A 24,028-nucleotide genomic window follows, 5' to 3' on the forward strand; every position below is an offset into this window, starting at 1 on the left:
TTTACCTCCGGATGAGCAGGGAGGAATCGGGCGGCGCCACCAGGGGTGAGCCCGTCGCGGGTTCCCGGGCCTGCCGGGCTTGCCAGGCCAGAAGCGCGGCGTACTGCACCAGGCCCTTCAGAAACTGGTTTTCTCCGGCCAGGGCGCCCCGTTCCGGGTCGGCCAGATCGGCCGCCGCGGCCCGAGCGGTCCGGGAGTCTTCGTCTCTCCCCAAAAGATGCAGGTAATAGGCCATGGTCTTCAGACGCCGGCCCCAATCGGCCCGGGTCTCAGGGGGGTACAGGGCCTGGATGGCTTCCTCCAACACCGCATCGCTGCGCACTTGCTTTTGTTGATCCGACAACACCAACGGGCTGTCCTGGACCTCCTGGAGCTTGGTCAGCCAGGGAGTGATCTCTTCCGGCCCCGGCAGCCAGGAGTTAAATAGCGGGTCCAGGGCCAGCTTCCGGCTCTCGTCCAAGAGCCGGGTCCGCTCTCCGGGATTGACGGACGGCAACGCCGACTCCAGGTCCGGGGCAGTCTCCGGGCGACCCCAGTGCTGAAAAATCTTCTCCCGCAAGGCGCCGTATTGAGAAGCCCCGGGGGAGTCGGGGTGAGCCGTGAAGGCCGCTTCCAGCATCGAGACCGCATACGCCGGGGGTGGGGAAAATACCTCCTCTAACCCCTGCTCTCGGAAGTGGTCCCAAAATTCCGCTTCCTGCTTGCGTTTGAGGTTCAGGAGCACGCATTCCCCAAAGCCTTCCCGGTCGTTGATGAGTGAGACCAGGAAGTTGCCGCGCAAAACCTCCGGAGGACCTTCCAGAATGATGTAGCTTTCGCCGTTGCCGAAGATGGGGGTCACAAAAGCCGTCGCGGTTCCGGGCCGCGGCACTCCAACGCTTACCTCTTCTTTGGGGAGGAGGTCATGAGGGACTGCCACTCCCTTAGTCTTGAGCAGGTGGAGGGTCTTTTTCAGGGCCTTGCGCCGGAGCTTGTCTGTGGCCCCGCCAAAGAGCGCCACCAACAAGGCCGGAATGGCCGGATGCGGCAAAGCCCCCAACGCCGCCATCAGTCGGACATCCCACTCAGGGTCTTGGGGATCAGGGGTGAGCAGCTTTTGCAGCGCGGCCAGGTCGGCTCCGGATTCCAGGGCCGCATTGATCTCGGCCACCTGGTTGGCCAGCCGCGCCTCTGCCTCCGCCGCGAGCGGGACTGCGCCCCCGGGTTGATTCTTGGCCTTTTTCATGCGTTCCATCAAGGCCTTTCCGGCGGGCCTGATTCGATGGCAACTTCGTCTGCGCGCCCCATCTCACTCAGGTAGACGTTGACCCGTTGCCCCGGAGGTAACTCCAGGACCCGCCCGACGTAGTCCGGCTGAATAGGCAACTCCCGGCCGCCCCGGTCCACCAGCACCGCCAACTCGATACGCCTGGGCCGCCCGTAGTCGATGAGCGCGTCCAGGGCGGCCCGGATGGTGCGTCCGGTGAACAGTACATCGTCCACCAGCACCACTTCCTGGGCATCAATGGAGCCCGGCAGTTCCGTCTTGCCCACCAGGGGCTTGTGGCTGAGCTGGGTCCAATCGTCCCGGTAGAGGGTGATATCCAGCACCCCCACCCGCACGGGAAGGGAGGTCCGCCTGGTAATGATGGCGGCCAGGCGCTGGGCCAAAAAGGCCCCACCGGTCCTGATCCCCACCAGTACCAAGGCGTCCTGGTCCTGATGCTTCGCCATAATCTCATCAGTAAGGCGCTCCAGGGTCTTGTTCAGTTCCCGGGCAGGCATGGCCGAGGTCTTGGTCTTTGTCATGGAATTATCGCTTTCCCCTTGTTCCGAACCCGGCAGGGCGGGCGTCCTCGCCCGCCACCAGCCTTGATAAATGGTGCGCGGTGCGCACTCCAGAGGAGGACTTGTTTCAAACTTGCAGCATCGCCGTCGCCGGTGCCGTATTTTCCCTAACGATGGCAATTGGTTAAATTTTTACCATGATTTCTTCAAGAAGACAAGGTAAGTCGGCCATGGTGTGATGGCTTATTGGCGACAAAGCCGATCAGAGCTATAATGAACCCAACGGTAATTAATTAATCTTAATGGCGGACTCAATCTCTGCACGAACTCAATCCCAACCACGTCATGACCCTGGCAGAAGCTCGGGAGCTCCTGGAGCTTGAGCCCAAGGCCACCAAAAGGGAGATCAAAACGGCCTACCGCCGGGCAGCCCGCCTCTGGCATCCGGACCGCGCCCCCATTGGTGAGGAAGCCCTATACCGCACCCGGATGCAGCAGATTAACGCAGCCTACCAGCGGATTGTCCAATTCATCGAGGCGTATCGTTACGACCTGGTTGAAAGCGCCGGTCCTGAAGATCTCCAGAAATGGTGGGCCGATCGTTTTTACACCGGGGTGTGGGGGCCACCCCCCCCGAAAGATCAAGACGGCGGCAACAATTGATGTCAATCCGGGCATTTCTGGTTTTGGTCATCTGCTTCCATGTAGTCCTGGCGCCGGTGCGGGCTCCGGCCGCCCCTCTGCCCAACACCCGGGAAGATTTGGTCTACCAGGTAAGCCTGGGCCCCTGGGATGATGTGGCCAAGGTTCATCTGGTCTTAAAGGAACTGGAACCGGGACATTACCTGGCCGAGTTTTCCGGCGCGGCCCAGGGCATGTGGCGGCTGCTCAGCCGCTATTTGCCCGAACGCTACCAATCGGAGATGATCTACCGGGAGGGGCGTCTTAAACCCCTGGTTTATCGCGAAGAATTTATGGACAAGGGGCAGCGCTGGGTAAAAGAGTACCGCTTTGACTACGAGCGCCGGCTTCTGACTCTCCGGCGCCAGATCGACGGCGGCGCCTGGGTTAAGAAATGGGAAGTTCCCCTGACCGAACCGGTGTATGACTTGTTGTCCCTGTTTTATAATGTCCGGATTGGGGCCTTCGGGACGCTCAAGGGCGGTGAAAACGTCCGGGTTGCGGTATTGCCCAACCCCAAACCTCAAGAACTCGTCTTTCGCATAGGCGAGAAGACCGAGCCAGGCCTTAAGGTGATGTTAAACTATCGCCCGCAGGACTCCCCTACCGAAGATCACTATTTCATCTTCCTCAATCCGCAGGGAGTGCCCACCCTGGCCTGGACCGAGGTCACCTTCTTCGGCAAGCTGGCGGGGCGCTTGCTGAACCCCGGCGAGATCAAGAAGGAATTGCTGCCGGCCATGGCGCGGCATAATTAATATGACAGGTCGTAAAAAGCGTGGCTGGTAATTTACCACCTCAGGGGCGGTACCTCTCCTTATTTGGCCGCGTTCAGAGATGGCGATGCGCCCTCCCCTGCCTGGTCCTCCTCTTTCTGATCCATTTTGTGCTGCCGGACGGCGCGGTCTTGGCTGCCCCGGCCTTACTTGAGGATTTGCGCTACCAGATAGCGGTTTTGGTCTGGCCGGATGCCGCCCAGGTCCGGGTTACCTTAACGAACCAGGGGCAGGGCCGCCTGGTGGCGGAAGTGTTGGGAGAGACCAGGGGCTTCATCAAGGTCATGAGCGGCAACCACAAGGAACGTCTCCAAACCGAGATGGTCTGGCGGAAGGGGCGTCTGGTGCCGCTGGTTTACCGGGAAGAATCCTGGCGCCACGGGAAACGCGCCTTCAAGGAGTATCGCTTCAATTATCCTCGAGCCCGGTTAGCCTTGTGGGAGTGGCATCAAGGCAAAGGTCTCTTAAAGAAATGGGAGACCGATTTGCCTGAGCAGGTCTATGACCCCCTGAGCGCGTTCTACAATTGCCGATTGAAGATTTTAGGCCCAACCCGAGAAGGCGAAACCAGCACTATCCGGGGCATTCCCTATCCCCAGCCCGAGGCCTTGGAAGTGAGTTTAGGCCCGGAGACCGTCGATGGCCGCCAGGCCAAGGTTTCTTTGGTCAACCCGGTCTTTGCAGGTACCCGGGGTGTGGTATTCGCTATGATCGATGCGCAACGGGTGCCGCACCAGGCCTGGACCACGGTCTTCGGCGTCACCGTCAGAGGGGCCTTGTTACCGGGCAGCGTCATGATGCCCGCGAAATTACCGGGGCTCCCCGCGTCCGGGCCGGCTGCTACCCGGTCTCCCCAGGCTAACATCCCCACACCTGACCCAGATGGGGAAAGCCCGCCATGATCCACCCCCGGGACTGGTACGTGGAGATCGCCGGTCAGGGGCCCGACCTGGTGCTGCTCCACGGCCTGGGGGCCTCCAGCTTTTCCTGGCGCCACAACCGGACTGCCCTGTCCCGCCATTTCCGGGTGATCACCCCTGACCTGCCTGGCCACGGCAAATCCCCGGCGCTCCGGCACGCCGACTACCGCGTCGAAGCCCTGCTCCAGGGTATCCTGGATTTCCTGGACTGGCGCCGGCTTAAGACCGTTATCCTGGGCGGCAATTCCCTGGGCGGGGGCTTAAGCCTGCTTGTGGCTAAAAAGCGCCCCGAGCAGGTGTGCGCCCTGGTGTTGCTGGCCCCCGCCGCAGCGATCACCCGGATTCCCTACGCCTTTTATCCGCTGCGCCTGCCGGTCCTGGGATATGCAGTCGCGACCCTCCTGGGTCCCTGGTTTCTTCCCTGGTTCATGCGCCTGGTTTACTGTCATCCCGAGCGGATGATCCCTGAGGCCGTGGCCGGCTATGCCCCGCCTTACCGATCCCTGAGCCATCGTCTGGCCCTGCGCCAGGTCTGCCGGCAATTGGAGGTTCGACCTCTCGAGGAGATTGCGGAGCTCCTGCGCAGTCTCACCCTGCCCACGAGCCTCATCTGGGGAGCGCACGACCTCATCCTGCCTCCGGCCCAGGGTCACTGGATCAAAAGTCATTTGCCTCAGGCGGAATTTCACCTGCTGCCGGAGGTGGGCCATGCCCCCCAGGAAGAAGCCCCGGTGAAGGTAAACAAGATAATCATTGATTTTTTGGGCCGTTCATTAAACAATTAACGCAAAAGCATTTTTTACCTTTCTCTTGAAGGGAATACTACTAGGAGGGTGACGGGCATTTTACCCGCCACATACACATGACAAAAAACATCATCCCTTTTGCCCGGGCGCAACGTTCCGTCAAGGAGGTCGTGGAGAAGTTTTATCAGGAGTTGGATGACATCGAAGAAATCGTTATCATCGCCAAAGACCGGGAAGGCGAATGGATCTTCGCCAACTCGGAGTTGGAAAATGAGCTGGAATGGATCGGCAGCCTCTATAAATTCATCAACAAGGCCATCTTAGAAGACGAGGAGGATTTTTAGAGCAGCACCTGATACTCCCCCCCGCTCTTTGGGAAACGCAGAACGCTTCTGATTTCTCATAAAAAAATTGAAGAGGGGGGAAACGGCCCCCCTCTTCGTGATATGGATGTGTTAAACTAAGGGAGGCCCCCTCCTCCTGCTTCTCACCCCAAAGAACAATGAAATAATGAAGAGCACTAGAAAAAGAATGAAAAGGATCCAGGCAATTTCCGCAGAAATAGCCGCAATGCCGCCAAGTCCCAATACACCCGCTATTAAAGCGATGATCAAGAAAGTAAGTGCCATACTAAGCATATCTACCTCCAGGCCTCAGATGCGTCCCAGCAGGAGCAGGATAATTATAATGATAAGGATCAATCCTATGCCGCTGCTGGGATAATAACCCCAACCCCCGCTATAGGGCCAGCGTGGCAGCGCTCCGATAAGCAGAAGAATTAATATGATGAGCAATAAAGTGCTGACCATTTTTGTTCCTCCTTGTCAACCGGGAGCGACCAGAAGTGGCCGCTCCCGCCAGGGCGTCCATGCTTCTATTACTTCTTTTCCGGCTCGGGCGGCTTCGGGTGTTCTGGCGGTGCCTGGGGCTGGGTCCCCGGAGTCTGCAGCTGCTTCATCATGGGGCAGGCCTGCATCATCTGCATCATACCTATCATGTGCATCTGATTCAGCATGACCTGCATCTGGTTAAACATATCCTGCATCTTCTTCAGGTCAGCCGGGGGCACCTTGCTTTTGCTCATCATCTGCTGCATCTGCTGCATGTTGTCCTGCATTTGCTTCATCATTTGGGGCATCTCTTGACTCCCCATCATGGCCCCCTGCGGCTGACTCTGGCCCGGCTGCGGGGTCTGGACTTCCCCGGGCGCCTGAGCCATGGCGTAACCCGCGCCCATGAGCAAAGATGCTGTCAGTATGAATACCATCACCTTACGCATAATTGCCTCCCTTTAAAAGATAGTTTAACAGTTAAATTAATAATGGTTTTTTAAGAGTCAAGCAGGAAATTTCCGGATGGTTTTGGGAAATCAAGAGAAGGTGTAGACCAGCCCCCCCGGCTGTTCAGACCAAGGAATGGTGCTCAGGACGTAATTACAGCCGTTTGAAATTTTTGGCTGAAAACTGACCGCTGGTAGCTAGTAGCTACTCAAGCCAGGCCATAATTGCCCGGGGTATCATCCACCGGACCCAGGAGGGCCACGCCCCAGGCTTCCGGCCGGAGCAGGTCCCGGGCTACTTCCAGGATCTCTGCCGTCGTGACCTGCAACATGCCGGTGATGATGTCCTGCAGAGGGATATAGCGGCCGAAGTTGAGCTCGTTTTTGGCCAGACGCAGCATGAGATGGTCGCAATCCTCGGCGGAAAGCATGATGGAGCCTTTAAGATGTTCTTGGGCCGCGGTAAGCTCGGCACGGGAGACCGGCTCGGCTTGCAGATTTTTCAGTTCCTCGCGAATTGCGGCCATAATGGCCTCAAGATTGCCGGGACTGACCCCGGCGGCGATGCCCAAAAAGCCCGCATCGCTGAAAAACTGGACGTACGACTGGATGGCATAAGCCAATCCCAGCTGCTCCCGAATCACCTGGAAGAGGCGAGAACTCATGTTGCCGCCCAGGATCAACTGAAGCATGGTAGCCGCATAGCGCCGGGGATCGCCCGCCGCCACCGCCGGGGCCCCCAAAACGAGGTTGACCTGCTCCAGGTCCCGAGAGAGGGGATAGACCCCGGGATGAGTGCTGACAGGTATCCGGGGTCGGGCCGGGGCGCCGTTGGTAAAATCCTGAAAACCCGCGGTCACCAGGTTCACCAGGTCCTCGTGCCGGATTTTACCCGCAGCCGCGATCACGGTGTCGGCCGGGCGATAGACCTGCCGGCGGTAGGCCAGCAAGTCCTCCCTCTGGACCTGGCCGATCCTCGCAGCCTCCCCCAGGATGGGCCACCCAAAGGGGTTGTCCCCCCAGAAGTTCCGGGCAAAATGCACGTGCACCAGTTCTTCCGGGGAGTCGTCCTGGGCGTTAATCTCCTCCAGGATGACCTGCCGTTCCCGCTCCAGATCTGGAGCCGGGAGGTGCGCCCGGAGTACCAAGTCGCCCAGCAGGTCCACCAGCCGGGGCAGCTGCTCCGCCAGGACCCGGCCGTGGAAGCAGGTCTGTTCCTTGGTGGTGAAGGCGTTGCACTGCCCGCCCAACTGGTCGATTTCCCGGGCAATATCCAGGACGCTGCGCTCGGGGGTGCCCTTAAAGACCATGTGTTCCAGGAAATGGCTGAGACCGTTCTCTGAGGCAGTCTCGTCCCGGGAACCCACATTGAGCCACACCCCCACCGCCACCGAATGGAAGTGAGGCACCTCCTCGGTGACGATGCGGAGCCCGTTACTCAGGACGCTTTTTTGGTACACGCCCCCCCCTGCGATCCGAATCGTCCGGCTGGGGGTTATCATTAGGAATCAAGGCCTTGATGGACAGGCGAATCTTCCCCTGCCGGTCCACGTCCAGAACCTTGACCGTGACTACGTCGCCTTCCTTGAGGATCTCGTCTACGGTTTTAACCCGGCGATGGGCCATCTCCGAGATGTGCACCAGGCCGTCGGTGCCCGGCAGGATTTCCACAAAAGCGCCGAAATCCATGATCTTCTTCACCTTGCCCGTGTAGGTGGCGCCGATTTCCGCTTCTTCGATGATCTCGTTGATCAACCGAATAGCTTCATTAGCCGCGGTCTGGTCGGCCGAGGAGATATGGATGCGGCCATCGTCTTCGATGTCGATCTTTACTCCGGTGGCCGCCACGATCGACTTCACCATTTTACCACCGGGTCCGATCACCTCCCGAATCTTGTCGGGATTGATGGTGAGCACGATGATCTTGGGCGCGTGTTCCTTGAGGGTGGGAGACGGCGCGTCGATAACTTCGTTCATCTTCCCCAGAATATGCAGCCGGGCCTCCCGGGCCTGAGTCAGGGCCTGGCCCATGATCTCCCGGGTCAATCCCGTCATTTTGATATCCATCTGGAGGGCGGTGATCCCGTCTGCGGTTCCGGCCACCTTGAAGTCCATGTCGCCGAGAGAGTCTTCATCGCCCAGGATGTCGGACAACACCGCTACCCGGTCGTCCTCTTTGATGAGACCCATGGCCACTCCGGCTACCGCCGCCTTGATGGGCACGCCCGCGTCCATCAGGGCCATGGAGCCCCCGCAGATCGTCGCCATGGAAGAAGAGCCGTTAGAGGAGAGGATTTCAGACACGATGCGGATGGTATAGGGAAACTCTTCCGCGGACGGCAGTACCTGGGAAATGGCGCGCTCGGCCAAGGCCCCGTGGCCAATTTCCCGTCGTCCAGGCCCTCTAATCATGCGGGTTTCCCCCACCGAATACGGGGGAAAATTATAGTGGAGCATGAAGGACTTGAAGGTCTCGCCCACCAGGGTCTCGATTTTCTGTTCATCCGAAGGGGTCCCCAGGGTGGCGACGGCCAGAGCCTGAGTTTCGCCGCGGGTAAAGACCGCGGAGCCGTGGCTACGGCTGAGGATGTTGATTTCTCCGGTAATAGGACGGACTTCGGTGTAGCTGCGGCCGTCGATGCGGCGTTGTTCCGTGAGCATCAAATTCCGCACCAGCTTTTTCTTAAACTCCGAGAAAAGGCCCTTGGCAACTTTCTCCAGACCTTCCACCTCGGACCCCAGGTCGGCCAGCACCTCATCACGCGCCTGATCCAAGGCCTTATAGCGGGCCTTCTTTTCAGGGATGACCACCGCGGCCAGGATCTTATCTTTGGCCAGGGCCTCGATTTTCTGACGCAACTCCGGGTAATCGGGCGGCTCTACCACCTGCCGTTTGGGCTCGCCGATCTCCCGGCCCATGCCCTTGATAAGCTCTAAGATGGGCTGGAGCTGCTCCTGGGCGAAAAACAGGGCTTCCAGCACTTCATCTTCCTGGATCATCCGCGCGCCGGCTTCCACCATCACCAGGCCCTGGGGCGCCCCGGCCACGATGAGATTCAAGGTGCTCTCTTTGAGCTGGGAATTGGTGGGATTGATTACGAGTTGCCCATCGACCTTGCCTACCCGCACTGCGGCCACCGGTCCGTTAAAGGGGATATCGGAGATCTCCAGGGCCGCGGCGGCGCCGTTTAAGGCGACGATATCCGGATCAATTTCCATGTCTCCGGAGAGCACGGTAGCAATAATCTGAATTTCGTTGACCGTCCCCTTGGGGAAGAGCGGCCTCATCGGCCGGTCAATGAACCGGGAGGTCAGGGTCTCTTTTTCTGAGGGCCGCCCGATTTCTCTCCGAAAGAAACTCCCGGGCACCCGTCCGGCGGCATAAGCCCTCTCCATGTAATCCACGGTCAGGGGTAAAAAATCAATGCCCTCTCTGGGTGAGTCGGACATGGTTGCGGTAACCAGGACCGCATTTTCCCCATAACGGACCAACACTGAACCGCTGGCCTGTTGGGCCAAATGACCCGTTTCGAAATAGAGGTCGCGACCCCCAATTTCTACTGTATATGTCTTTTTTGCCATATGATTCCGATGAGCCTCCTATTTTCTCAGGCCAAGTCGCTCGATCAAAGCCCGGTAACGTTCGATGTCTCTGTCTTTCAGATAATTCAGGAGGCGCCGGCGTTGTCCCACCAGCTTGATCAATCCCCGACGGGAATGGTGGTCCTTGGCATGGACCTTAAAATGATCCGTCAAGTAACTGATGCGCTCGCTCAAGATGGCCACCTGCACTTCCGGTGAGCCGGTGTCGGCGTCATGCAGCCGGTAACGATCAATAATCTCCTGTTTATGTTCTGTATCTAGGGCCACGTCTTCCTCCTTTTGTAGCAGTCAGCTATCAGCTAACAGCTGTCAGCTAAAACTTAAACAGCCTTCCAGCAATGTTGACCGCCTTATTTGCTCTTAAAAAATTTTCAGCATTCAGAATGCTATTGTTCCCATTCTTCTTGGCTCGACGCTTTAAGCAATAAGGGTTGAGCATGATGATATTGTTCCATCTTTTTAAAGCTGACCGCTCAAAAACACTCGCACCGGGGCCAGCACCGCCTGGGGCGTCAGGTTCCTTACCTGGGCCACAGCTATCAGTTCGGCGTCCGCCAGAATCCGCACCTGTTCGCCTTCATGCAAATCCGTTGCGCCGTGCACCAGAGGCCGGCCCTGGCGCAACTGCCGGGCTGCGGCTGCGTCCACCTCGATGGAGCGCAGCCTCGGCAGGCAGTCGGTAAGCGGCACAATCCGGCTCACCAGTCCCTCCTGGCTCAGCTCTGCCAAAGTCACCAGCGGAAGAGCGTCGTCCACCTTAAACGGTCCCACTGCCAGGCGGCGCAAGGCCGCCAGATGCGCCCCGCATCCCAGAACCTCGCCCAAATCCTGGGCCAGGGTGCGGATATAGGTGCCCTGGGAACAGGCAACCGTCATGGTAAACTCCGGGATAACCAGTTCGTCCACGGTCAAATCATAAATCGTCACGGTCCGGGGCGCCAACTCCGCCACCTCTCCCCGGCGGGCCAGACGGTAGGCGCGCTCTCCCTGGTAATGCACCGCGGAGTACTGCGGCGGCACTTGGGTCACCTCTCCCACAAGGCCGGTGGCCGCCTGGATAATCTCCTCCGGGGTCGGCATCGCCTCGTTGGTGGCAATGATCGTCCCGGTGCAATCCTGGGTGTCGGTGGTAACCCCCAATTTTACCCGCGCCCGGTAGGTCTTGGGTTCGGGCATCAGGTAGGGCACCAGCTTGGTGGCTTCCAGCAGGCACAGGGGCAACAGGCCCGTAGCAAAGGGGTCCAGGGTGCCAAGGTGACCGATCTTCCGAATCTTCAACACCCGCCGGGCCCGGCGCACCACCTCGAAGGAGGTCACGTCCGCGGGCTTGTCAATGAGGAGGATGCCGGAGATCATTAATTTGAGTCTTTCAGAATCTTGTTAACCTGCTTTTTTAATAACGAAAGCTTATTCTCAATAATGTCCCATATAGTCTCCAGGTCGATCCCTGGATATTCATGAATCAAGATATTTCTTAGACTAACAATCCTGCCCCACTCCACATCAGGGAATTTTATTCTAAATCCTTCGGGTAATCTTCTGGCAGCTTCACCAATTATTTCAAGATTCCGGATTACCGCGTCGATAGTTTTTCTATCATTACAAAAATCAACTAATGATAATCCTGCTGTATAATCTTGTATCCTTTCAATACATTCGATTATATCACTAAGGTAGATTTTATAATCCCTGGGCATAGATCGTTTCTTTTAATATCGGCTCTTTAAGCCTGGGCTTAAGAGCATCTTTCATTACCAAGTCCACGTCGCAGGCAAACAATTCTTCTAAATAATCTTTAAGATCCATATAAGCATCAAAACTCTTCTTCTCTAATTCTACCAGGAAATCTAGATCACTACTTTCCGTGGCTTCGCCCCGGGCCACGGAGCCAAACAGCCCCAAACTCCGGACCCCAAACCTTTTAAGCGTTTCCCGGTTCTCCTCGATGATTTTCAGGATTGCATCCGAACTTTTTTTCATAGCCTCTTTGCTTCCTCAATCCGGTTGTTATGCCCTGACCTCGATGTGGCTAAACTCTCAACGCTCTTCCGGTTCCCCTGGTCCATGCTGTTCCCTGGCCGCCTCAAACAACTTCTCCAACTGCGCCGCCCGGTCCAGACCTGGATCCGGCAGGAAGAAGAACTCCGGCATCAAACGGAAAAGGTTTTCTTTGGCCACTTCCTGTTTGATGAAGCCCAGGGCCTTGTCCAGCGCCTTGGTCACCTGGATTTTGTCCACGTTTTCCCGCACCACATAGAATACCCGGGCCTGCTTTAAATCCGGGCTCATCTCCACCTCGGTGAGGGTGAGTTCCTTGAGACGGGGGTCGGCGCACTTGTTGAGCAGGATCAGCGCCAGCCGTTCCCGGAGCAATTCCGCCACCCGGGTGGGGCGGCCCGTGGGGGTCCGTTGTTTCACGTGTCTCACTTCTCCAGGTAACAGAGTTCCACCTGGAAATCGATAATCTCCGCCAGGTTCTGGTTCTCGATATATTTCATGATTTGCTGCAGCCGGCTTTCCAGAAACTGGGAATCATTGCCCACCAGGGCCACGCCGATCTTGGCCTTCTGCCACAAATCGTTGTCACCCACTTCGGCTACGGCCGCCTCGAACTTGTGCCGCACTTTCTCGATCAGGCTTTTAACCACCCGCCGTTTACCCTTCAAGGAGTCGTTCTCCGGGATAATCAGCGTAATCAGGGCTGCGGCGATAATCATGGCGACTCACCCGGCTCCCTGGGGCCTGCTTATTCGGCTTGGATTTCGGGCCTGGCCGCCGGGGCCTCCAGGACGGCCTTCACCTTCTCTTGGATATAGGCTTCAATAATGTCGCCTTCTTTATAGTCGTTGAACCGGTCGATGCCGATACCGCATTCATACCCCGCCAGCACCTCTTTGGCATCCTCTTTGAAGCGCTTCAGGGAATTGATCTTGCCGCCTTCGGACACCTTCTTGCCACCGCGCAGCACCCGTGCCAGAGAGTTGCGTTCGATCTTGCCGTCCAGTACCATACAGCCGGCAATGGTTCCCACTTTGGTGATAGAAAAGACCTGGCGCACTTCGGCGCGGCCCATGATCTTCTCTTCCACGATGGGCTCCAGCAACCCTTCCAGGGCGGCATGAATATCATGCAACAGGGCATAGATGATGTCGTAATAGCGCACATCCACCTGCTCCTGCTCGGCCAGAGATATGGCCTTGGGATTGGCCCGGACATTGAACCCCACCACAATGGCATCCGAGGCCGAAGCCAGCATGATGTCGCTTTCGGAGACCTCGCCGAGACCGGAATGGATCATGGAGACCTTGATGTCTTTGGTCCCCAGCTCGGACAGAGCCTTGGCCAGGGCCTCGATGGAACCGTGCACGTCGGCCTTGAGCACCATCTTGAGTTCCTTGACCGCGCCATCCCGCACCTGCTGGTAGAGCTTTTCCAGGGTTACCCGGCTGATGCGGGCCAAAGTGGACTCTCGCTGCTTCTGCTGGCGCATCATAGCGATCTGCTTCGCCTTGCGCTCATCTTCCAGTACGATAAATTCGTCCCCGGCCTCGGGGACGCCGTTGAACCCCTGGACTTCCGCGGGCAGTCCCGGCGGCACTTCATCAATTTTTTCGCCCCGGTCGTCGAACAGGGCCCGCACGCGGCCATACTGCGGGCCGCACACAAAGTAATCCCCAGGCTTTAAGGTGCCTTCCTGGACCAGCACGGTACCCACCGGACCCCGCCCTTTATCCAGCCGGGATTCGATGATCCAGCCCGAGGCCGGTGCATTCGCCACGGCCTTGAGATCCAGGATTTCCGCCTGGAGGAGAATCTTCTCCAGCAATTCTTTGATGCCGATGCGTTTTTTAGCCGACACCTCGGTAAACAGGACGTCGCCGCCCCATTCTTCGGAAACCACGCCCGCGGTGGACAGTTCTCGTTTCACCCGCTCCGCGTTGGCATTGGGTTTGTCAATTTTGTTGACGGCCACCACCAGGGGTACGCCTGCTGCCCTGGCATGGTTAATGGCTTCCGTAGTCTGTTCCATGACGCCATCGTCTGCGGCCACTACCAGCACCACCAGGTCAGTGACCTTGGCGCCCCGGGCCCGCATCGCCGTAAAGGCCTCATGGCCCGGCGTATCCAGAAAGACCACTTCCCCTTGCTTTTCGGGCAGATTGACATAGTAGGCGCCGATATGCTGGGTAATGCCGCCGGCCTCCCCTTCAGTCACCCGGGTCCGGCGTATGGCGTCCAAGAGCGAAGTTTTGCCGTGGTCCACGTGCCCCATGATGGTAACCACCGGGGGCCGGGGAGTGGCCTCGCCTGCTTGGCGGGGAGCGACCGCCAGCAGATCTTCTTCCTGCATGCTGGCGTGTTCCACTTCATACCCGAATTCCCCGGCCACAAGGGTCGCGGATTCAAAATCAATGGGGTAATTAATAGTGGCGATTATGCCCATATGCATGAGCTGCTTGATGATTTCGCCGGACTTGATGCCCATGCGTTTGGCCAGCTCACCCACGGTGATGGATTCCCCCACCTTGACCCGCCGCTTGATGGCCTTGGGCACCGTGAGCTCCGACTTGGAGACCTTCTTGATGGCCTTCTTCATGCCTTTGCGGCGGCCCGAGCCTCGGGTCTCGCCTTCCGCACCGCTATACAGATCGGCCCGTTCCCTGACTTCCCGCTTTTTGACAGGTTTGGCCGCCCGAGCTGCCTCAGTTTCCGGGCGCTTGACCTTCTTCTTGCCCTGGCCGGCTTTCTTTTCTTCCACGACCACGGGGGGCTTGACCGGTCCGGCCCCTGGCCTAGCCGCGGCAGGCGCCGGTCTAGCTCCGGTGGGCCTGGCTGCGGGCCGTTCCGCCGCCGCGGGACGATGCACTGGCGCCGCCGGGGGGGGAGTAGCCGGTTTTTCAGGGGGTAGGCTGATAATCCGGGCCGGCATTTCTTTCTTCTTGGCTTTACCCCGCTGCCGTTTCAACGCCGCGCCTGAGTCCGCCGTCTGAGGCGGCTTTGGCGCGGCCGCAGGTGGTGTGGCCGCAGGCTGGGGTGGAGGTGGAGGCGGGGGTGTGACCGCTGCCACCTCGGGGATTTCGGGGGTTGCCTCGGGGGTCACTGCAGTCGGTCCTTCCGGTGCTGCAGGGGGTGCCGCGGCCGGGGGTGGCGGCGGCGCCACTTCAATGGGCGCAGGCTTCTCTTTGGGAGGCAGCGATACTACCCGGGCCACGGTCTCCTTGGGTTTCCGGGGCTTGATCACCGGCTTGGGAGGAGGCGGTGGCGCGGCTTCCGCCTCGGCAGTTTCCTCCGGGGGCGGTGCCGGCGGTATAACCGGGGGCGGCGGCGCCACCCGTCGACGGCGCTTGACCTTATCACCCACCCGCAGCTCCTCAACCTGAGGCACCGCGGTGGTGATCGTCTGGCGCGCCCGGGCCACTGTCTCATCATCCAACAGACTGAGATAGGTGATTTTTTCCTGCAGCCCCAGTTCATCCCGGAGACGGTGGATCAACTCTCCAACATCCATTTTCAATTCTTTGGCCAAATTTCCAATCCTGGTCTTACCCATATACGTAACCTAACCCCCGAAACTGATTTCGCCCTTGGCGGTGCACAATAATCTTTAACTTTCCTGGACCCCGGCCGTCTTCTCAGGGGTATCGGCCGCATCCTCCGGCCCGCCCCCTTGGATCATTTCCTGAGCCGCAGCGATGAGCGCCGTGGCCTTCTTCTCAGTCAATCCGGTGGACTGGAGCAGCTCATCCAGGCTGGTTTCCGCCACCTCCCGGGCCGACGAGTACCCTGCCTCATGCAAGAGACTGGCCGTGATCTCGCCCACGCCGGGAATGCTCAACAAAGAGAGATAACCTTCTTTCAATGATTTTGAGTACTTGGACTCGCTCTTGACGTCGATTTTCCAGCCCACCAGCCGCGACGCCAGCCTGACGTTCTGGCCCCGCTTGCCGATAGCCAGGGAAAGCTGATCATCCGGCACGATCACTTCCATGGTCTGGCTTTCCTTACTCATAATGATGCGGCTCACCTGGGCCGGGGCCAGGGCGTTGGTGGCAAACTTGGCCTCATCGGGATGCCAGGGGATGATGTCGATCTTTTCGCCCCGCAGTTCCTGCACGATGTTTTGGACCCGGGCCCCCTTCATGCCGACGCAGGCTCCCACCGGGTCTACATCCGAATCCCGGGAAGATACGGCGATCTTGGAACGGCTGCCCGGTTCCCGGGCGCAGCCCAAAATCTGGACGATGCCCTCGGAAATCTCCGGCACTTCGGATTCAAACAGGACCACCAGGAACTGGGGATGGGTCCGGGACAGGATGATCTGAGGACCCCGGGTCTGGCGCTTCACGTCCAGAACGTAGGCCCGGATGCGCTCCCCTTTATGGTAGATTTCCCGGGGGACCTGCTCCATAGGCGGCAGCAAAGCTTCGGTGCGCCCCAAATTGACGATGATACCCTCGGGGTCCAGGCGCTGCACGATGCCGTTCATGATCTCGCCTTTACGATCCTTGTAGTCTTCGTACACCAGGTCTCGCTCGGCGTCTTTCATGCGCTGCATGATCACCTGTTTGGCCGACTGCGCCGCAATGCGCCCGAAGGCCGAGGCGTCCATTTTAAAGCCCAGGCTGTCGCCCACTTCGCATTCCGGGTCCTCTATCCGGCCCTCTTCCAAAGAAATTTCCAGGTTGGGGTCTTTGACGCCCTCCACCACTTGCTTATATTGAAAGACCTCGATCTCCCCGGTTTCGTCCTGGTATTCCACCTCGATTTCCAGACGCGGGCCATACTTCTTTTTGGCGGCGGAACGAATGGCGTCCTTAATGGCACCGATGAGCAGCTCTTTATCGATCCCCTTATCGCGGCTTACCTGATCGATGATGCGCTTCAATTCAATATTCATGCGAGGTACTAGCCCTCCTTGCCAATATTTTTCTGGTCGATATCCAGCCGGGCCCGGGCGATCTCACTCAAGGGGATACACACGATGTGATCTCCCTCTTTGAGATAAACCCCATCGTCTTCCAGACCTTGCAGGATGCCGCTATGCACCTGGCTGCCTTCCCAAGGCGCCCGGGTGGTGACCCGCACCAGCCGGCCCACGAAACGTTGATAATCCTGGGGCTTCTTCAGAGCCCGGGTCAGGCCCGGCGACGACACCTCCAGGGTGAAGGAACTGGGGATGACGTCGTGGACATCCAACAGGCCGCTCACGATCCGGCTGATCCGGGTGATCTCCTCCAGGGTGATGCCTCCGCCGGGACGGTCCACAAACAGGCGCAGGATGGCGCGTCCTCGCCGGGGCCGGGCGTATTGCAATTCCACCAGCTCTGCGCCCTGGGATTCCAGGAGCGGCAGGATCAGCTCCTCCAACCGGGTTACCACGTCTGCTTTGGTTCCAACTTCGTCTGTCACGGTCAACCTGTCGGGAAAAGTTCGTCCCTGTGGATATTGCCCTTCTATTGCTTAAACCGTCAGGCTGACTTGCCCCAACCTGTTCACTCGGCATCAGAACAAAGCCGCCGCCGGCCCCGATCATGGTGCCGTACAGCCCCACTCCCCACGCCCAACCCGATGAGCCAGAAATAGTCTGCAGGGCTGAACGCCGGCATCTAAGCCCTCTTGCTACATCCCAGACCACTTTTTGAGTGCCGACTATCGATAGGCTTCCCGGCGATGTCGAACCTGAGTAACCACAATCAGGTTCACCGAATCATCTATTTCATAAACGAGACGATATTGTCCGATGCGAATTCTATATAATCTTTCATGTCCTTGGAGCTTCCGAACCCCTCTTGGACGAGGCTTTTGCCGCAATCTCTCCACTGTCCCCTCCACCCGTTGCTTGATTTCCGATGGGAGAGAACGAAATTCCTTGGCCGCCGAAACCTTAAATTGAATCCTATAGTCAGACAGCCTTGGTCTCCTCTGCTGACATTTCGGCCTTTAAATTATCCCAGTCCACCGTGGGTTCGTCTTTCCGAGATTGCGCCACCAGGACATCATAGAGGTCTTCCCAGAGTTCGCCCCACTCCGAAAGATCAATGAGAACGGCTTTCTTTTTGCCGGTATCATCTACGACAAATTGGATGCCCTTCATTTCATCCTCGCTTATTTGCTCATCAGCCGATGTTAACCCCATACTGATAATCAACTTGTACCAAACAAAAAAAGCGGGCCGCAGCCCACTTCCGGGAAAATCCAAGATAAAGGTCAATCTCGGGGCACCCCAGAGCAACTACTTATCTCCGCCCTTAAAGTTAGCCGGCCATCCTGCCCCTTACTGTCGGCAACCTCAATGGGGGAAGCGGGTTTCCCCGGTGGACCGGTTGGCCTGCATCGCCAACCGTCTCGCCCCCGGGGCTGGAGCGGGCAACGGGATTCGAACCCGCGACACCAAGCTTGGGAAGCTTGTACTCTACCAACTGAGCTATGCCCGCTCAACAAGTATGTATAATAAATTCCAGGGGAAAAGTCAAGGCATTTTACCATCGAAGGCCTGAGTTGCCGGCCCTCCCCCACCCGATGCAACTTTATTCACTTTCCTGCTTGGAAAATTAAAAATCCGCTTAAGTTACTTTTAAGAACCTCCGATGGGGCTTTTAAATGATTGGCACCGGAGGTCTCACATGGCATGGCAATATGTTGAAAATGTACGGATTCGATTTATCCTCACGGGATTGGTCACCCTGATGCTGCTCGTTTCCATGGCCTCAGCGCAATCCGTTCGAGGGGATGCGCCCCAGGACCTGTTGCCTCAGCCCCCTTGCCTGGAGAAATCTATCCGGCCCCCGGACCGGCCTTCTGTAGCTGACGAGTCTGCCATAGGAACGAATTTTGGAACCGAACCCGCAGCCTCGCACCGGTTTCAGGCCACTTCCCTGTCCCCCTTGCCACCTGCGTCCGCCTTCGCCTTGCAGGCCGATCTGCGTAAATTTCTCGATACCTGGCCGACCCCGGGAACCACGGTTGCCCGGAATGAACCGCCGGATGGGGAATTGACCGACGAAGACCTCATGTAGGCAAGGATAAAATGTGGCGTAGGCACCCTCGCTTGCGCCTTAACCATAGATACTCATCCTCAGATGCACCCGCCGCACAGGCCGTCGATGTCCCCGGCGTGGAGGTAGCAGAAATCCTGGCCGCACTTGGTGCAGTCGTCCACATATGGCTCCAGGCAAAAGTCGCACTGGCGCTCACGATCCACCTGGTAGTCATCGGGATGCAGCGGTATCTCGATTTTATGGCTCTCTTTCAAGTGAGCGAAGATATCGGCCTCACTCAATTCCCGGTCTCGATTCCATCTCGATCTCAGGCCACAATGGCCACAGATCGCACGGTGTCGCCACATAATTCCTTCCTTGAGCTTCAGATTGAGACTGATTAAGAGGGCAGGTTATGAAAGAAGTTCAATCCGTTTAGTTCCTCCCCCTTGATGGGGAGGCTGAGTTGGGGGTGACGGTAACTCTTTATTTACTCCAATCTAAAAATCTCTTCATCAAGGGCTTAGGACCTGCCGGGCCACGGCGATATCCGCGTGGATCTGGGCCGCCAGGGCCTCAAGAGAAGGAAAGCGCTGCTCCTCCCGCAACCGGGCGACAAATTGTACCTCCAAAGGTTCGCCGTACAAATCGCCGGAAAAATCCAGGAGATGCACCTCAAGGGAAAGCTCGGAATTATCAAAGGTGGGACAGGTGCCGATATTGGCCACCCCGGGAAGAATAGCGTCGCCCCGGCTGACCCAGACCGCGTAAATACCGCTGGCCGGTAACAGCTCGTTCGGCGTCAAGATATTGGCCGTGGGCACTCCTAAAAGCTTGGCCCCTCGTCCCTTGCCCTGGACTACCCGGCCCGCCACGCCGTAAGGCCGCCCCAGGAGCCGTCCGGCTTCCGTCACTTTCCCCAGCCTCAGCATAGCCCGGATCAGGGAACTACTCACCACCGCGCCCTGGACTTCCACCCCCCAAACCACCTGTACGGTAAACCCATGGACGGATCCCATCTCCCGGAGAAGGTCGATATTACCCTCCCGGCCCCGGCCGAAACAGTAGTCATGACCCACCACCACTTCCCGGGCCCGAAGGCGCTCGCAGAAATATTGTCTCACAAACTCCCGAGCCGGCAGCGCCGCAAATTTTAGGGAAAACGGCAGAACCACCACCGCATCCAACCCGGCATCGGCCAGGAGCTTGAGTTTCTGATCCTGGGTAGTCAGGAGTGGCAAGTTGACTTCAGGCCGCAAGACCTTTACGGGATGGGGATTAAAAGTTACCGCCACAGCCTGCCCCCCCAGCTCACGGGCCCGCTTTTGCACCCGGTCCAGGATTGCCCGGTGCCCCAGGTGGACTCCGTCAAAATTGCCAATAGTGACCACCGTTCGGGAAAAAGCTGACTCCCCGGGGGGGAGATCATGATATACCATCAATGCGTTCGCCTCTCGCAGTTTGACCTTGACAAGATTTATCTTAAAATTATATATATTGAATTCGGAAATAGCCAGGGTGAAGCGCTTAGGTTTTCCCCGGCATCCGGCCGAAGTGGCGGAACTGGTAGACGCGCTGGGTTCAGGGTCCAGTGGGGGTTTCCCCGTCGGGGTTCAAATCCCCGCTTCGGCACCATTTGATTAATTAAGGCGTAATCTCAATGGGTTACGCCTTTTGTTTTGGGCATTCGCCCCGGTTTGTCCCCGCTTTTGTCCCCGGTGAAACCAGCAAATATGCCGACTACCCAATAACTGTTTACCGGGGCGAGCGGGGACAATTGCCCCCGGGTCCTGTTATCATCCCACCTTCCCTGATGGAGTTACAGATGTGAGAAAACAGATTTTATTTGCCCTCGTTTTTTCCTTGACAAGGCTGAAGATTTATAATTTAATCTGTGCACAAATTGCTGTTATAGCACAATTGGCACAAGCCAGAGAGGAGTTGACGGATGATCATTATTCATGTCCTCACCTTGGCTCAAGAGATCGGCGTTCATCGCAACACCATCCGTAACTGGGTGAAGACCGGCCGCATCGAAGCCCGTCCCGGGCCCGGCAAAGGCCTTCTGTTCACCCCGGATGCGTTCGAACGCCTCTGCCAGGAATTTCACTTGGACCCTGAGCGTCTTCCCATTGCCATGAGTTGCCAACTGGCACCTGCTCCCCTGACCCTGACCCCGGAATCTCTCCTCGCCAACCCAACCGTCGATCGCCCCGGCAAAACCGTGGGATCGGTCATGGTGGTAGGCGGCGGCATTGCCGGCATCCAGGCGGCCCTGGATTTGGCCGATTCGGGCTATTATGTCCACCTGGTGGAAAAAAGCCCCGGCATCGGCGGCAAGATGAGCCAACTGGACAAGACCTACCCCACCAACGACTGCGCCATGTGAATTATCTCGCCCAAGCTGGTTGAGTGCGGTCGGCACTTAAACATCGAGCTTCTCACTCTTTCCCAAGTAACCGATATTTCCGGTCCCCCGGGCAATTTCACCGTCACGGTCACCCAAGAGCCGCGCTATGTCGATATGGACAAGTGCATCGCCTGTGGCCTCTGTGCCCAGAAATGCCCCAAAAAGGTGGACGACGACTACAACGCCAATATGGGCCAACGCAAGGCCATCTACCTTAAGTACAGCCAGACGGTGCCATTGAAGTATGCCATTGACGCCGAAAACTGCCTCTACCTGGCCAAAGGCAAATGCCAGGCCTGCGTTAAGTTCTGCCCTACCGGGGCCATCAATTTCAAAGACCAGGAAGCAATGATTACCCGCAACGTGGGCGCGGTCATCCTGGCCCCGGGGTACAAAGCCTTTGATCCTAGCGGGCTCACCGCTTACGGCTACGGCCGCATCCCCGATGTGGTTACCGGCCTGGAGTACGAACGTCTCCTATCCGCCAGCGGCCCGAACCAGGGGCACCTGCTCCGCCCTTCAGACCGCAAAGAACCCCGGAAGATTGCCTGGATTCAGTGCGTCGGGTCCCGCAATACCACTCCCGGCGGCAACCCCTACTGCTCAACCGTGTGCTGCATGTACGCGGTCAAGCAGGCCCTGGTCACCGCCGAGCACTCCAGCGGCGACGATCTGAGCCAGACCATTTTCTTTATGGACCTGAGGAGCCACAATAAGGAATTTGAGAACTACTACAATAACGCCAAGGGTGCAGGAGTAAAGTTCATCAAATCCCGGCCCCACACCATCTTTCCCGGCCCAAATAATATCGGCGTCAGAGTGGAGTATATCACCGAGGCCGGCGCCAAGGTCGAAGAGAACTTCGATATGCTGGTGCTATCGGTGGGGCTGGAGGCTCCCCGGGACGCCGCAAGCCTGGCGAAGAAGTTTGGTATTGACCTCGATAAGCATAATTTTGCCAAAACCGGCAGTTTTACTCCGGTAAAGACCAATCGCGAGGGCATCTATGTCTGCGGCGCCTTCCGGTCTCCCAAGGCCATTCCCCGCTCGGTCACGGAGGCCTCCACCGCCGCGGCGGAAGCCGCCAAAGCCTTGGTTGAAGCCCGGGGCACTTTGACCCGAGAGAAGACCTATCCGCCGGAACGGGACATTTCCGGGGAAGAGATTCGTATCGGGGTGTTTGTCTGTTCCTGTGGGATTAACATCGCCGGCGTGGTGGACGTCAAGGAACTGGCGGAATATGCTGGCAGCCTGCCGCACGTGGTGTCGGTGGAAAACAACCTCTTTACCTGTTCCACCGATACTCAGGATCTCATCAATCAGAAGATCAAGGACCTCAATCTCAACCGCGTGGTGATCGCGGCCTGCACCCCCCGGACCCACGAACCCCTGTTCCAGGACACATTGCGGGAAGCGGGCCTGAATGCTTATCTCCTGGAGATGGCCAACATCCGCAACCAAAACTCCTGGGTCCATCAGAAAGATCCCGCCTTTGCCACCCTCAAGGCCAAAGACCAGGTGCGTATGGCGGTGGCCAAGGTGACCCGGGACTATGCCTTACAGCGTCTGTCGGTGGATGTGGTCCAGGAGGCCCTGGTCATCGGCGGCGGCGTGGCCGGCATGACGGCGGCCCTGGAATTGGCTGATCTGGGCTATCCCACCACCCTGGTGGAAAGAGGAGAAAAGCTGGGGGGCAACGCCTGGCATGTCAATAAGACCTGGAAATGCGAAGACGTCCGCCCCTGGCTGGGAGATTTGATCTCCCGGGTGGAAAACCATCCCAAGGTTCAGGTATTGAAGAACTCCCGGCTGAAGGCGGTCACGGGCTCCGTAGGTAATTTTTCCAGCGACATCGAGGTCAATGGGGTCAACCGGACGGTCCCGTACGGGGTCGCAGTGCTGGCCACCGGCGGCAAGGAAAGACAGCCCCAGGAATACTTGTATGGGCAAGACCCCCGGATTCTGACTCAGCAGCAGTTCGATACCGAACTGCGGGAGCGGGCCGCGGCCGTGAGTAAAGCGGGCTGCGCCGTGTTCATCCAATGCGTGGGCTCGCGGGAACCCGGCAATATGTATTGCAGCCGGGTCTGCTGCACCAGCTCGGTCCAGAACGCCATGCGCCTCAAGGGGCTCAACCCGGACATGAAGGTCTTCGTCCTTTACCGGGATATGCGCACCTATGGACTGCGGGAGGAGTTCTACACCCGGGCCCGGGAAATGGGCGTTATCTTTGTCAAGTTCTACCTCAATTCCAAGCCTCAGGTTTCCAAAGACGACAAAGACCTGGTGGTGGAAGTGGTTGATCCCATTCTGCAAATGCCGCTAAAGCTCAGGCCTGATTATCTGGTTTTAGCTGCCGGCATCGCCCCCAATGACCAGCATGAACTGGTGGATCTGTTCAAGGCCAATATCAATCAGGACGGCTTTTTCAATGAAGCCCATCCCAAGCTGCGGCCGGTGGACATGACCGTGGACGGATTGTTTGTGGCCGGCCTCTGTCATCACCCCAAAGGGGTGGACGAAGCCATCTCCCAGGCCAAGGCCGCAGCCTCCCGAGCCAGCATCATCCTGGTCAAGGAGTCCATGCAACTGGATGCCATCAAATCCGAAGTGACCGCGGCCTGCGACGGCTGCGCCCTCTGTCTGGACGTCTGCCCCTACCGGGCCATCAAGCTGGAGGAATACCGGGACAACGGCCACGCCCACCGGCGCATCGTCACCGACAAGGCCCTGTGCAAGGGCTGCGGCCTGTGTGAGGCCACCTGTCCCAAGGACGGCGTCACGGTCCACGGCTTCACCCAGGACCAGCTCAAGGCCCAGGTGGACGCAGTGATAGAGGCTTTAACTTAAGTTGTCAGCCTAAATGGA

At 58.1% G+C, this 24,028-nt stretch carries 26 protein-coding genes, 2 tRNA genes and 1 pseudogene; 9 read left to right on the top strand and 20 right to left on the bottom strand.

Annotated elements, in window-relative coordinates; genetic code table 11:
• Position 1: 1 nt before the first annotated feature.
• Positions 2 to 1,234, bottom strand: coding sequence for a hypothetical protein (locus WC600_14875; protein ID MFA4904015.1), 1,233 nt, complete (start codon positions 1,232 to 1,234; stop codon positions 2 to 4).
• Complete coding sequence (gene pyrR / locus WC600_14880) at positions 1,234 to 1,788, bottom strand: bifunctional pyr operon transcriptional regulator/uracil phosphoribosyltransferase PyrR (GenBank protein MFA4904016.1); 555 nt, start codon at positions 1,786 to 1,788, stop codon at positions 1,234 to 1,236. The genes WC600_14875 and pyrR overlap by 1 nt, the downstream gene beginning before the upstream one ends.
• A 324-nt stretch (positions 1,789 to 2,112) precedes the next feature.
• On the opposite strand from pyrR, the gene WC600_14885 reads away from it, so the two are divergent.
• The 5 genes from WC600_14885 (at position 2,113) to WC600_14905 (ending at position 5,234) form a co-directional block, all read left to right on the top strand.
• Complete coding sequence (locus WC600_14885; GenBank protein MFA4904017.1) at positions 2,113 to 2,430, top strand: DnaJ domain-containing protein; 318 nt, start codon at positions 2,113 to 2,115, stop codon at positions 2,428 to 2,430.
• Positions 2,430 to 3,206, top strand: a complete 777-nt coding sequence (locus tag WC600_14890) for a DUF3108 domain-containing protein (protein ID MFA4904018.1) — start codon at positions 2,430 to 2,432, stop codon at positions 3,204 to 3,206. Before WC600_14885 ends, WC600_14890 begins: the two co-directional genes overlap by 1 nt.
• A 20-nt stretch (positions 3,207 to 3,226) precedes the next feature.
• Positions 3,227 to 4,126 (top strand): DUF3108 domain-containing protein, encoded by a 900-nt coding sequence (locus tag WC600_14895; protein ID MFA4904019.1) that lies wholly within the window; start codon positions 3,227 to 3,229, stop codon positions 4,124 to 4,126.
• Positions 4,123 to 4,929, top strand: coding sequence for an alpha/beta hydrolase (locus WC600_14900; GenBank protein ID MFA4904020.1), 807 nt, complete (start codon positions 4,123 to 4,125; stop codon positions 4,927 to 4,929). The genes WC600_14895 and WC600_14900 overlap by 4 nt, the downstream gene beginning before the upstream one ends.
• 77 nt (positions 4,930 to 5,006) lie before the next feature.
• Entirely contained in the window at positions 5,007 to 5,234 is a 228-nt protein-coding gene (locus WC600_14905) for a hypothetical protein (GenBank protein ID MFA4904021.1), read from the top strand.
• A gap of 111 nt (positions 5,235 to 5,345) precedes the next feature.
• Here WC600_14905 and WC600_14910 read toward each other — a convergent pair whose 3' ends face one another.
• From WC600_14910 to WC600_14985, 16 genes are all read right to left on the bottom strand, one after another.
• Positions 5,346 to 5,528 carry a DUF1328 domain-containing protein gene (locus tag WC600_14910; GenBank protein ID MFA4904022.1) on the bottom strand — a complete coding sequence of 61 codons (183 nt, stop codon included), beginning with the start codon at positions 5,526 to 5,528 and terminating at the stop codon, positions 5,346 to 5,348.
• Positions 5,529 to 5,543: 15 nt separating this feature from the next.
• On the bottom strand, positions 5,544 to 5,699 hold the full coding sequence (locus tag WC600_14915) for a DUF3309 family protein (GenBank protein MFA4904023.1): 156 nt from the start codon (positions 5,697 to 5,699) through the stop codon (positions 5,544 to 5,546).
• A 68-nt stretch (positions 5,700 to 5,767) separates the two neighbouring features.
• On the bottom strand, positions 5,768 to 6,169 hold the full coding sequence (locus WC600_14920; GenBank protein MFA4904024.1) for a hypothetical protein: 402 nt from the start codon (positions 6,167 to 6,169) through the stop codon (positions 5,768 to 5,770).
• 209 nt (positions 6,170 to 6,378) lie between these two features.
• Complete coding sequence (locus tag WC600_14925) at positions 6,379 to 7,629, bottom strand: pitrilysin family protein (GenBank protein MFA4904025.1); 1,251 nt, start codon at positions 7,627 to 7,629, stop codon at positions 6,379 to 6,381.
• Entirely contained in the window at positions 7,604 to 9,751 is a 2,148-nt protein-coding gene (gene pnp / locus WC600_14930) for a polyribonucleotide nucleotidyltransferase (GenBank protein ID MFA4904026.1), read from the bottom strand. Before pnp ends, WC600_14925 begins: the two co-directional genes overlap by 26 nt.
• Before the next feature lie 18 nt (positions 9,752 to 9,769).
• Entirely contained in the window at positions 9,770 to 10,039 is a 270-nt protein-coding gene (gene rpsO, locus WC600_14935; GenBank protein ID MFA4904027.1) for a 30S ribosomal protein S15, read from the bottom strand.
• Between the two features lie 192 nt (positions 10,040 to 10,231).
• Entirely contained in the window at positions 10,232 to 11,128 is an 897-nt protein-coding gene (gene truB, locus WC600_14940; GenBank protein ID MFA4904028.1) for a tRNA pseudouridine(55) synthase TruB, read from the bottom strand.
• Positions 11,128 to 11,469, bottom strand: a complete 342-nt coding sequence (locus WC600_14945) for a DUF86 domain-containing protein (GenBank protein ID MFA4904029.1) — start codon at positions 11,467 to 11,469, stop codon at positions 11,128 to 11,130. Before WC600_14945 ends, truB begins: the two co-directional genes overlap by 1 nt.
• Positions 11,453 to 11,752, bottom strand: coding sequence for a nucleotidyltransferase family protein (locus tag WC600_14950; protein MFA4904030.1), 300 nt, complete (start codon positions 11,750 to 11,752; stop codon positions 11,453 to 11,455). The genes WC600_14945 and WC600_14950 overlap by 17 nt, the downstream gene beginning before the upstream one ends.
• Positions 11,753 to 11,809: 57 nt before the next feature.
• A complete protein-coding gene (gene rbfA, locus WC600_14955; GenBank protein MFA4904031.1) occupies positions 11,810 to 12,190 on the bottom strand; it encodes a 30S ribosome-binding factor RbfA in 381 nt (126 codons plus the stop codon).
• A 5-nt stretch (positions 12,191 to 12,195) separates the two neighbouring features.
• A complete protein-coding gene (locus WC600_14960) occupies positions 12,196 to 12,489 on the bottom strand; it encodes a DUF503 domain-containing protein (protein MFA4904032.1) in 294 nt (97 codons plus the stop codon).
• Positions 12,490 to 12,518: 29 nt separating this feature from the next.
• Positions 12,519 to 15,323, bottom strand: coding sequence for a translation initiation factor IF-2 (infB, locus tag WC600_14965; protein ID MFA4904033.1), 2,805 nt, complete (start codon positions 15,321 to 15,323; stop codon positions 12,519 to 12,521).
• Between the two features lie 54 nt (positions 15,324 to 15,377).
• Positions 15,378 to 16,670 (bottom strand): transcription termination factor NusA, encoded by a 1,293-nt coding sequence (gene nusA, locus WC600_14970; GenBank protein MFA4904034.1) that lies wholly within the window; start codon positions 16,668 to 16,670, stop codon positions 15,378 to 15,380.
• Between the two features lie 8 nt (positions 16,671 to 16,678).
• Positions 16,679 to 17,182, bottom strand: coding sequence for a ribosome maturation factor RimP (gene rimP, locus WC600_14975; GenBank protein MFA4904035.1), 504 nt, complete (start codon positions 17,180 to 17,182; stop codon positions 16,679 to 16,681).
• Between the two features lie 493 nt (positions 17,183 to 17,675).
• Positions 17,676 to 17,867 (bottom strand): hypothetical protein, encoded by a 192-nt coding sequence (locus tag WC600_14980; GenBank protein MFA4904036.1) that lies wholly within the window; start codon positions 17,865 to 17,867, stop codon positions 17,676 to 17,678.
• 264 nt (positions 17,868 to 18,131) lie between these two features.
• Positions 18,132 to 18,207 (bottom strand) — tRNA-Gly (locus tag WC600_14985).
• A gap of 189 nt (positions 18,208 to 18,396) precedes the next feature.
• Here WC600_14985 and WC600_14990 point away from each other — a divergent pair.
• A complete protein-coding gene (locus WC600_14990) occupies positions 18,397 to 18,789 on the top strand; it encodes a hypothetical protein (protein MFA4904037.1) in 393 nt (130 codons plus the stop codon).
• A gap of 59 nt (positions 18,790 to 18,848) precedes the next feature.
• On the opposite strand, the gene WC600_14995 is transcribed toward WC600_14990, so the two are convergent.
• Entirely contained in the window at positions 18,849 to 19,118 is a 270-nt protein-coding gene (locus WC600_14995) for a hypothetical protein (GenBank protein MFA4904038.1), read from the bottom strand.
• Between the two features lie 147 nt (positions 19,119 to 19,265).
• Positions 19,266 to 20,189, bottom strand: a complete 924-nt coding sequence (locus WC600_15000) for a bifunctional riboflavin kinase/FAD synthetase (GenBank protein ID MFA4904039.1) — start codon at positions 20,187 to 20,189, stop codon at positions 19,266 to 19,268.
• Positions 20,190 to 20,298: 109 nt separating this feature from the next.
• Here WC600_15000 and WC600_15005 point away from each other — a divergent pair.
• From WC600_15005 to WC600_15015, 3 genes and pseudogenes are all read left to right on the top strand, one after another.
• Positions 20,299 to 20,385: transfer RNA gene (locus tag WC600_15005), tRNA-Leu, on the top strand.
• 313 nt (positions 20,386 to 20,698) lie between these two features.
• Positions 20,699 to 20,833 (top strand): annotated as a pseudogene (locus tag WC600_15010) (hypothetical protein).
• Between the two features lie 153 nt (positions 20,834 to 20,986).
• The gene (locus WC600_15015; GenBank protein ID MFA4904040.1) at positions 20,987 to 24,010 is read left to right on the top strand and encodes an FAD-dependent oxidoreductase; all 3,024 of its coding nucleotides are present in this window, start codon (positions 20,987 to 20,989) and stop codon (positions 24,008 to 24,010) included.
• The last annotated feature ends 18 nt before the right edge of the window (positions 24,011 to 24,028 follow it).

The sequence above is a fragment of the Desulfobaccales bacterium genome, from assembly GCA_041648175.1.
Taxonomy (GTDB): Bacteria; Desulfobacterota; Desulfobaccia; order Desulfobaccales; family 0-14-0-80-60-11; genus 0-14-0-80-60-11.

Bases quoted from the DNA above. Each gene is read 5' to 3' on its own strand.
- WC600_14875 (MFA4904015.1), bottom strand. From the start codon at position 1,234: ATGGAACGCATGAAAAAGGCCAAGAATCAACCCGGGGGCGCAGTCCCG.
- pyrR (MFA4904016.1), bottom strand. From the start codon at position 1,788: ATGACAAAGACCAAGACCTCGGCCATGCCTGCCCGGGAACTGAACAAG.
- WC600_14885 (MFA4904017.1), top strand. From the start codon at position 2,113: ATGACCCTGGCAGAAGCTCGGGAGCTCCTGGAGCTTGAGCCCAAGGCC.
- WC600_14890 (MFA4904018.1), top strand. From the start codon at position 2,430: ATGTCAATCCGGGCATTTCTGGTTTTGGTCATCTGCTTCCATGTAGTC.
- WC600_14900 (MFA4904020.1), top strand. From the start codon at position 4,123: ATGATCCACCCCCGGGACTGGTACGTGGAGATCGCCGGTCAGGGGCCC.
- WC600_14905 (MFA4904021.1), top strand. From the start codon at position 5,007: ATGACAAAAAACATCATCCCTTTTGCCCGGGCGCAACGTTCCGTCAAG.
- WC600_14910 (MFA4904022.1), bottom strand. From the start codon at position 5,528: ATGCTTAGTATGGCACTTACTTTCTTGATCATCGCTTTAATAGCGGGT.
- WC600_14915 (MFA4904023.1), bottom strand. From the start codon at position 5,699: ATGGTCAGCACTTTATTGCTCATCATATTAATTCTTCTGCTTATCGGA.
- WC600_14920 (MFA4904024.1), bottom strand. From the start codon at position 6,169: ATGCGTAAGGTGATGGTATTCATACTGACAGCATCTTTGCTCATGGGC.
- pnp (MFA4904026.1), bottom strand. From the start codon at position 9,751: ATGGCAAAAAAGACATATACAGTAGAAATTGGGGGTCGCGACCTCTAT.
- truB (MFA4904028.1), bottom strand. From the start codon at position 11,128: ATGATCTCCGGCATCCTCCTCATTGACAAGCCCGCGGACGTGACCTCC.
- WC600_14945 (MFA4904029.1), bottom strand. From the start codon at position 11,469: ATGCCCAGGGATTATAAAATCTACCTTAGTGATATAATCGAATGTATT.
- WC600_14950 (MFA4904030.1), bottom strand. From the start codon at position 11,752: ATGAAAAAAAGTTCGGATGCAATCCTGAAAATCATCGAGGAGAACCGG.
- WC600_14960 (MFA4904032.1), bottom strand. From the start codon at position 12,489: ATGATTATCGCCGCAGCCCTGATTACGCTGATTATCCCGGAGAACGAC.
- infB (MFA4904033.1), bottom strand. From the start codon at position 15,323: ATGGGTAAGACCAGGATTGGAAATTTGGCCAAAGAATTGAAAATGGAT.
- nusA (MFA4904034.1), bottom strand. From the start codon at position 16,670: ATGAATATTGAATTGAAGCGCATCATCGATCAGGTAAGCCGCGATAAG.
- WC600_14980 (MFA4904036.1), bottom strand. From the start codon at position 17,867: ATGAAGGGCATCCAATTTGTCGTAGATGATACCGGCAAAAAGAAAGCC.
- WC600_14990 (MFA4904037.1), top strand. From the start codon at position 18,397: ATGGCATGGCAATATGTTGAAAATGTACGGATTCGATTTATCCTCACG.
- WC600_14995 (MFA4904038.1), bottom strand. From the start codon at position 19,118: ATGTGGCGACACCGTGCGATCTGTGGCCATTGTGGCCTGAGATCGAGA.
- WC600_15000 (MFA4904039.1), bottom strand. From the start codon at position 20,189: ATGGTATATCATGATCTCCCCCCCGGGGAGTCAGCTTTTTCCCGAACG.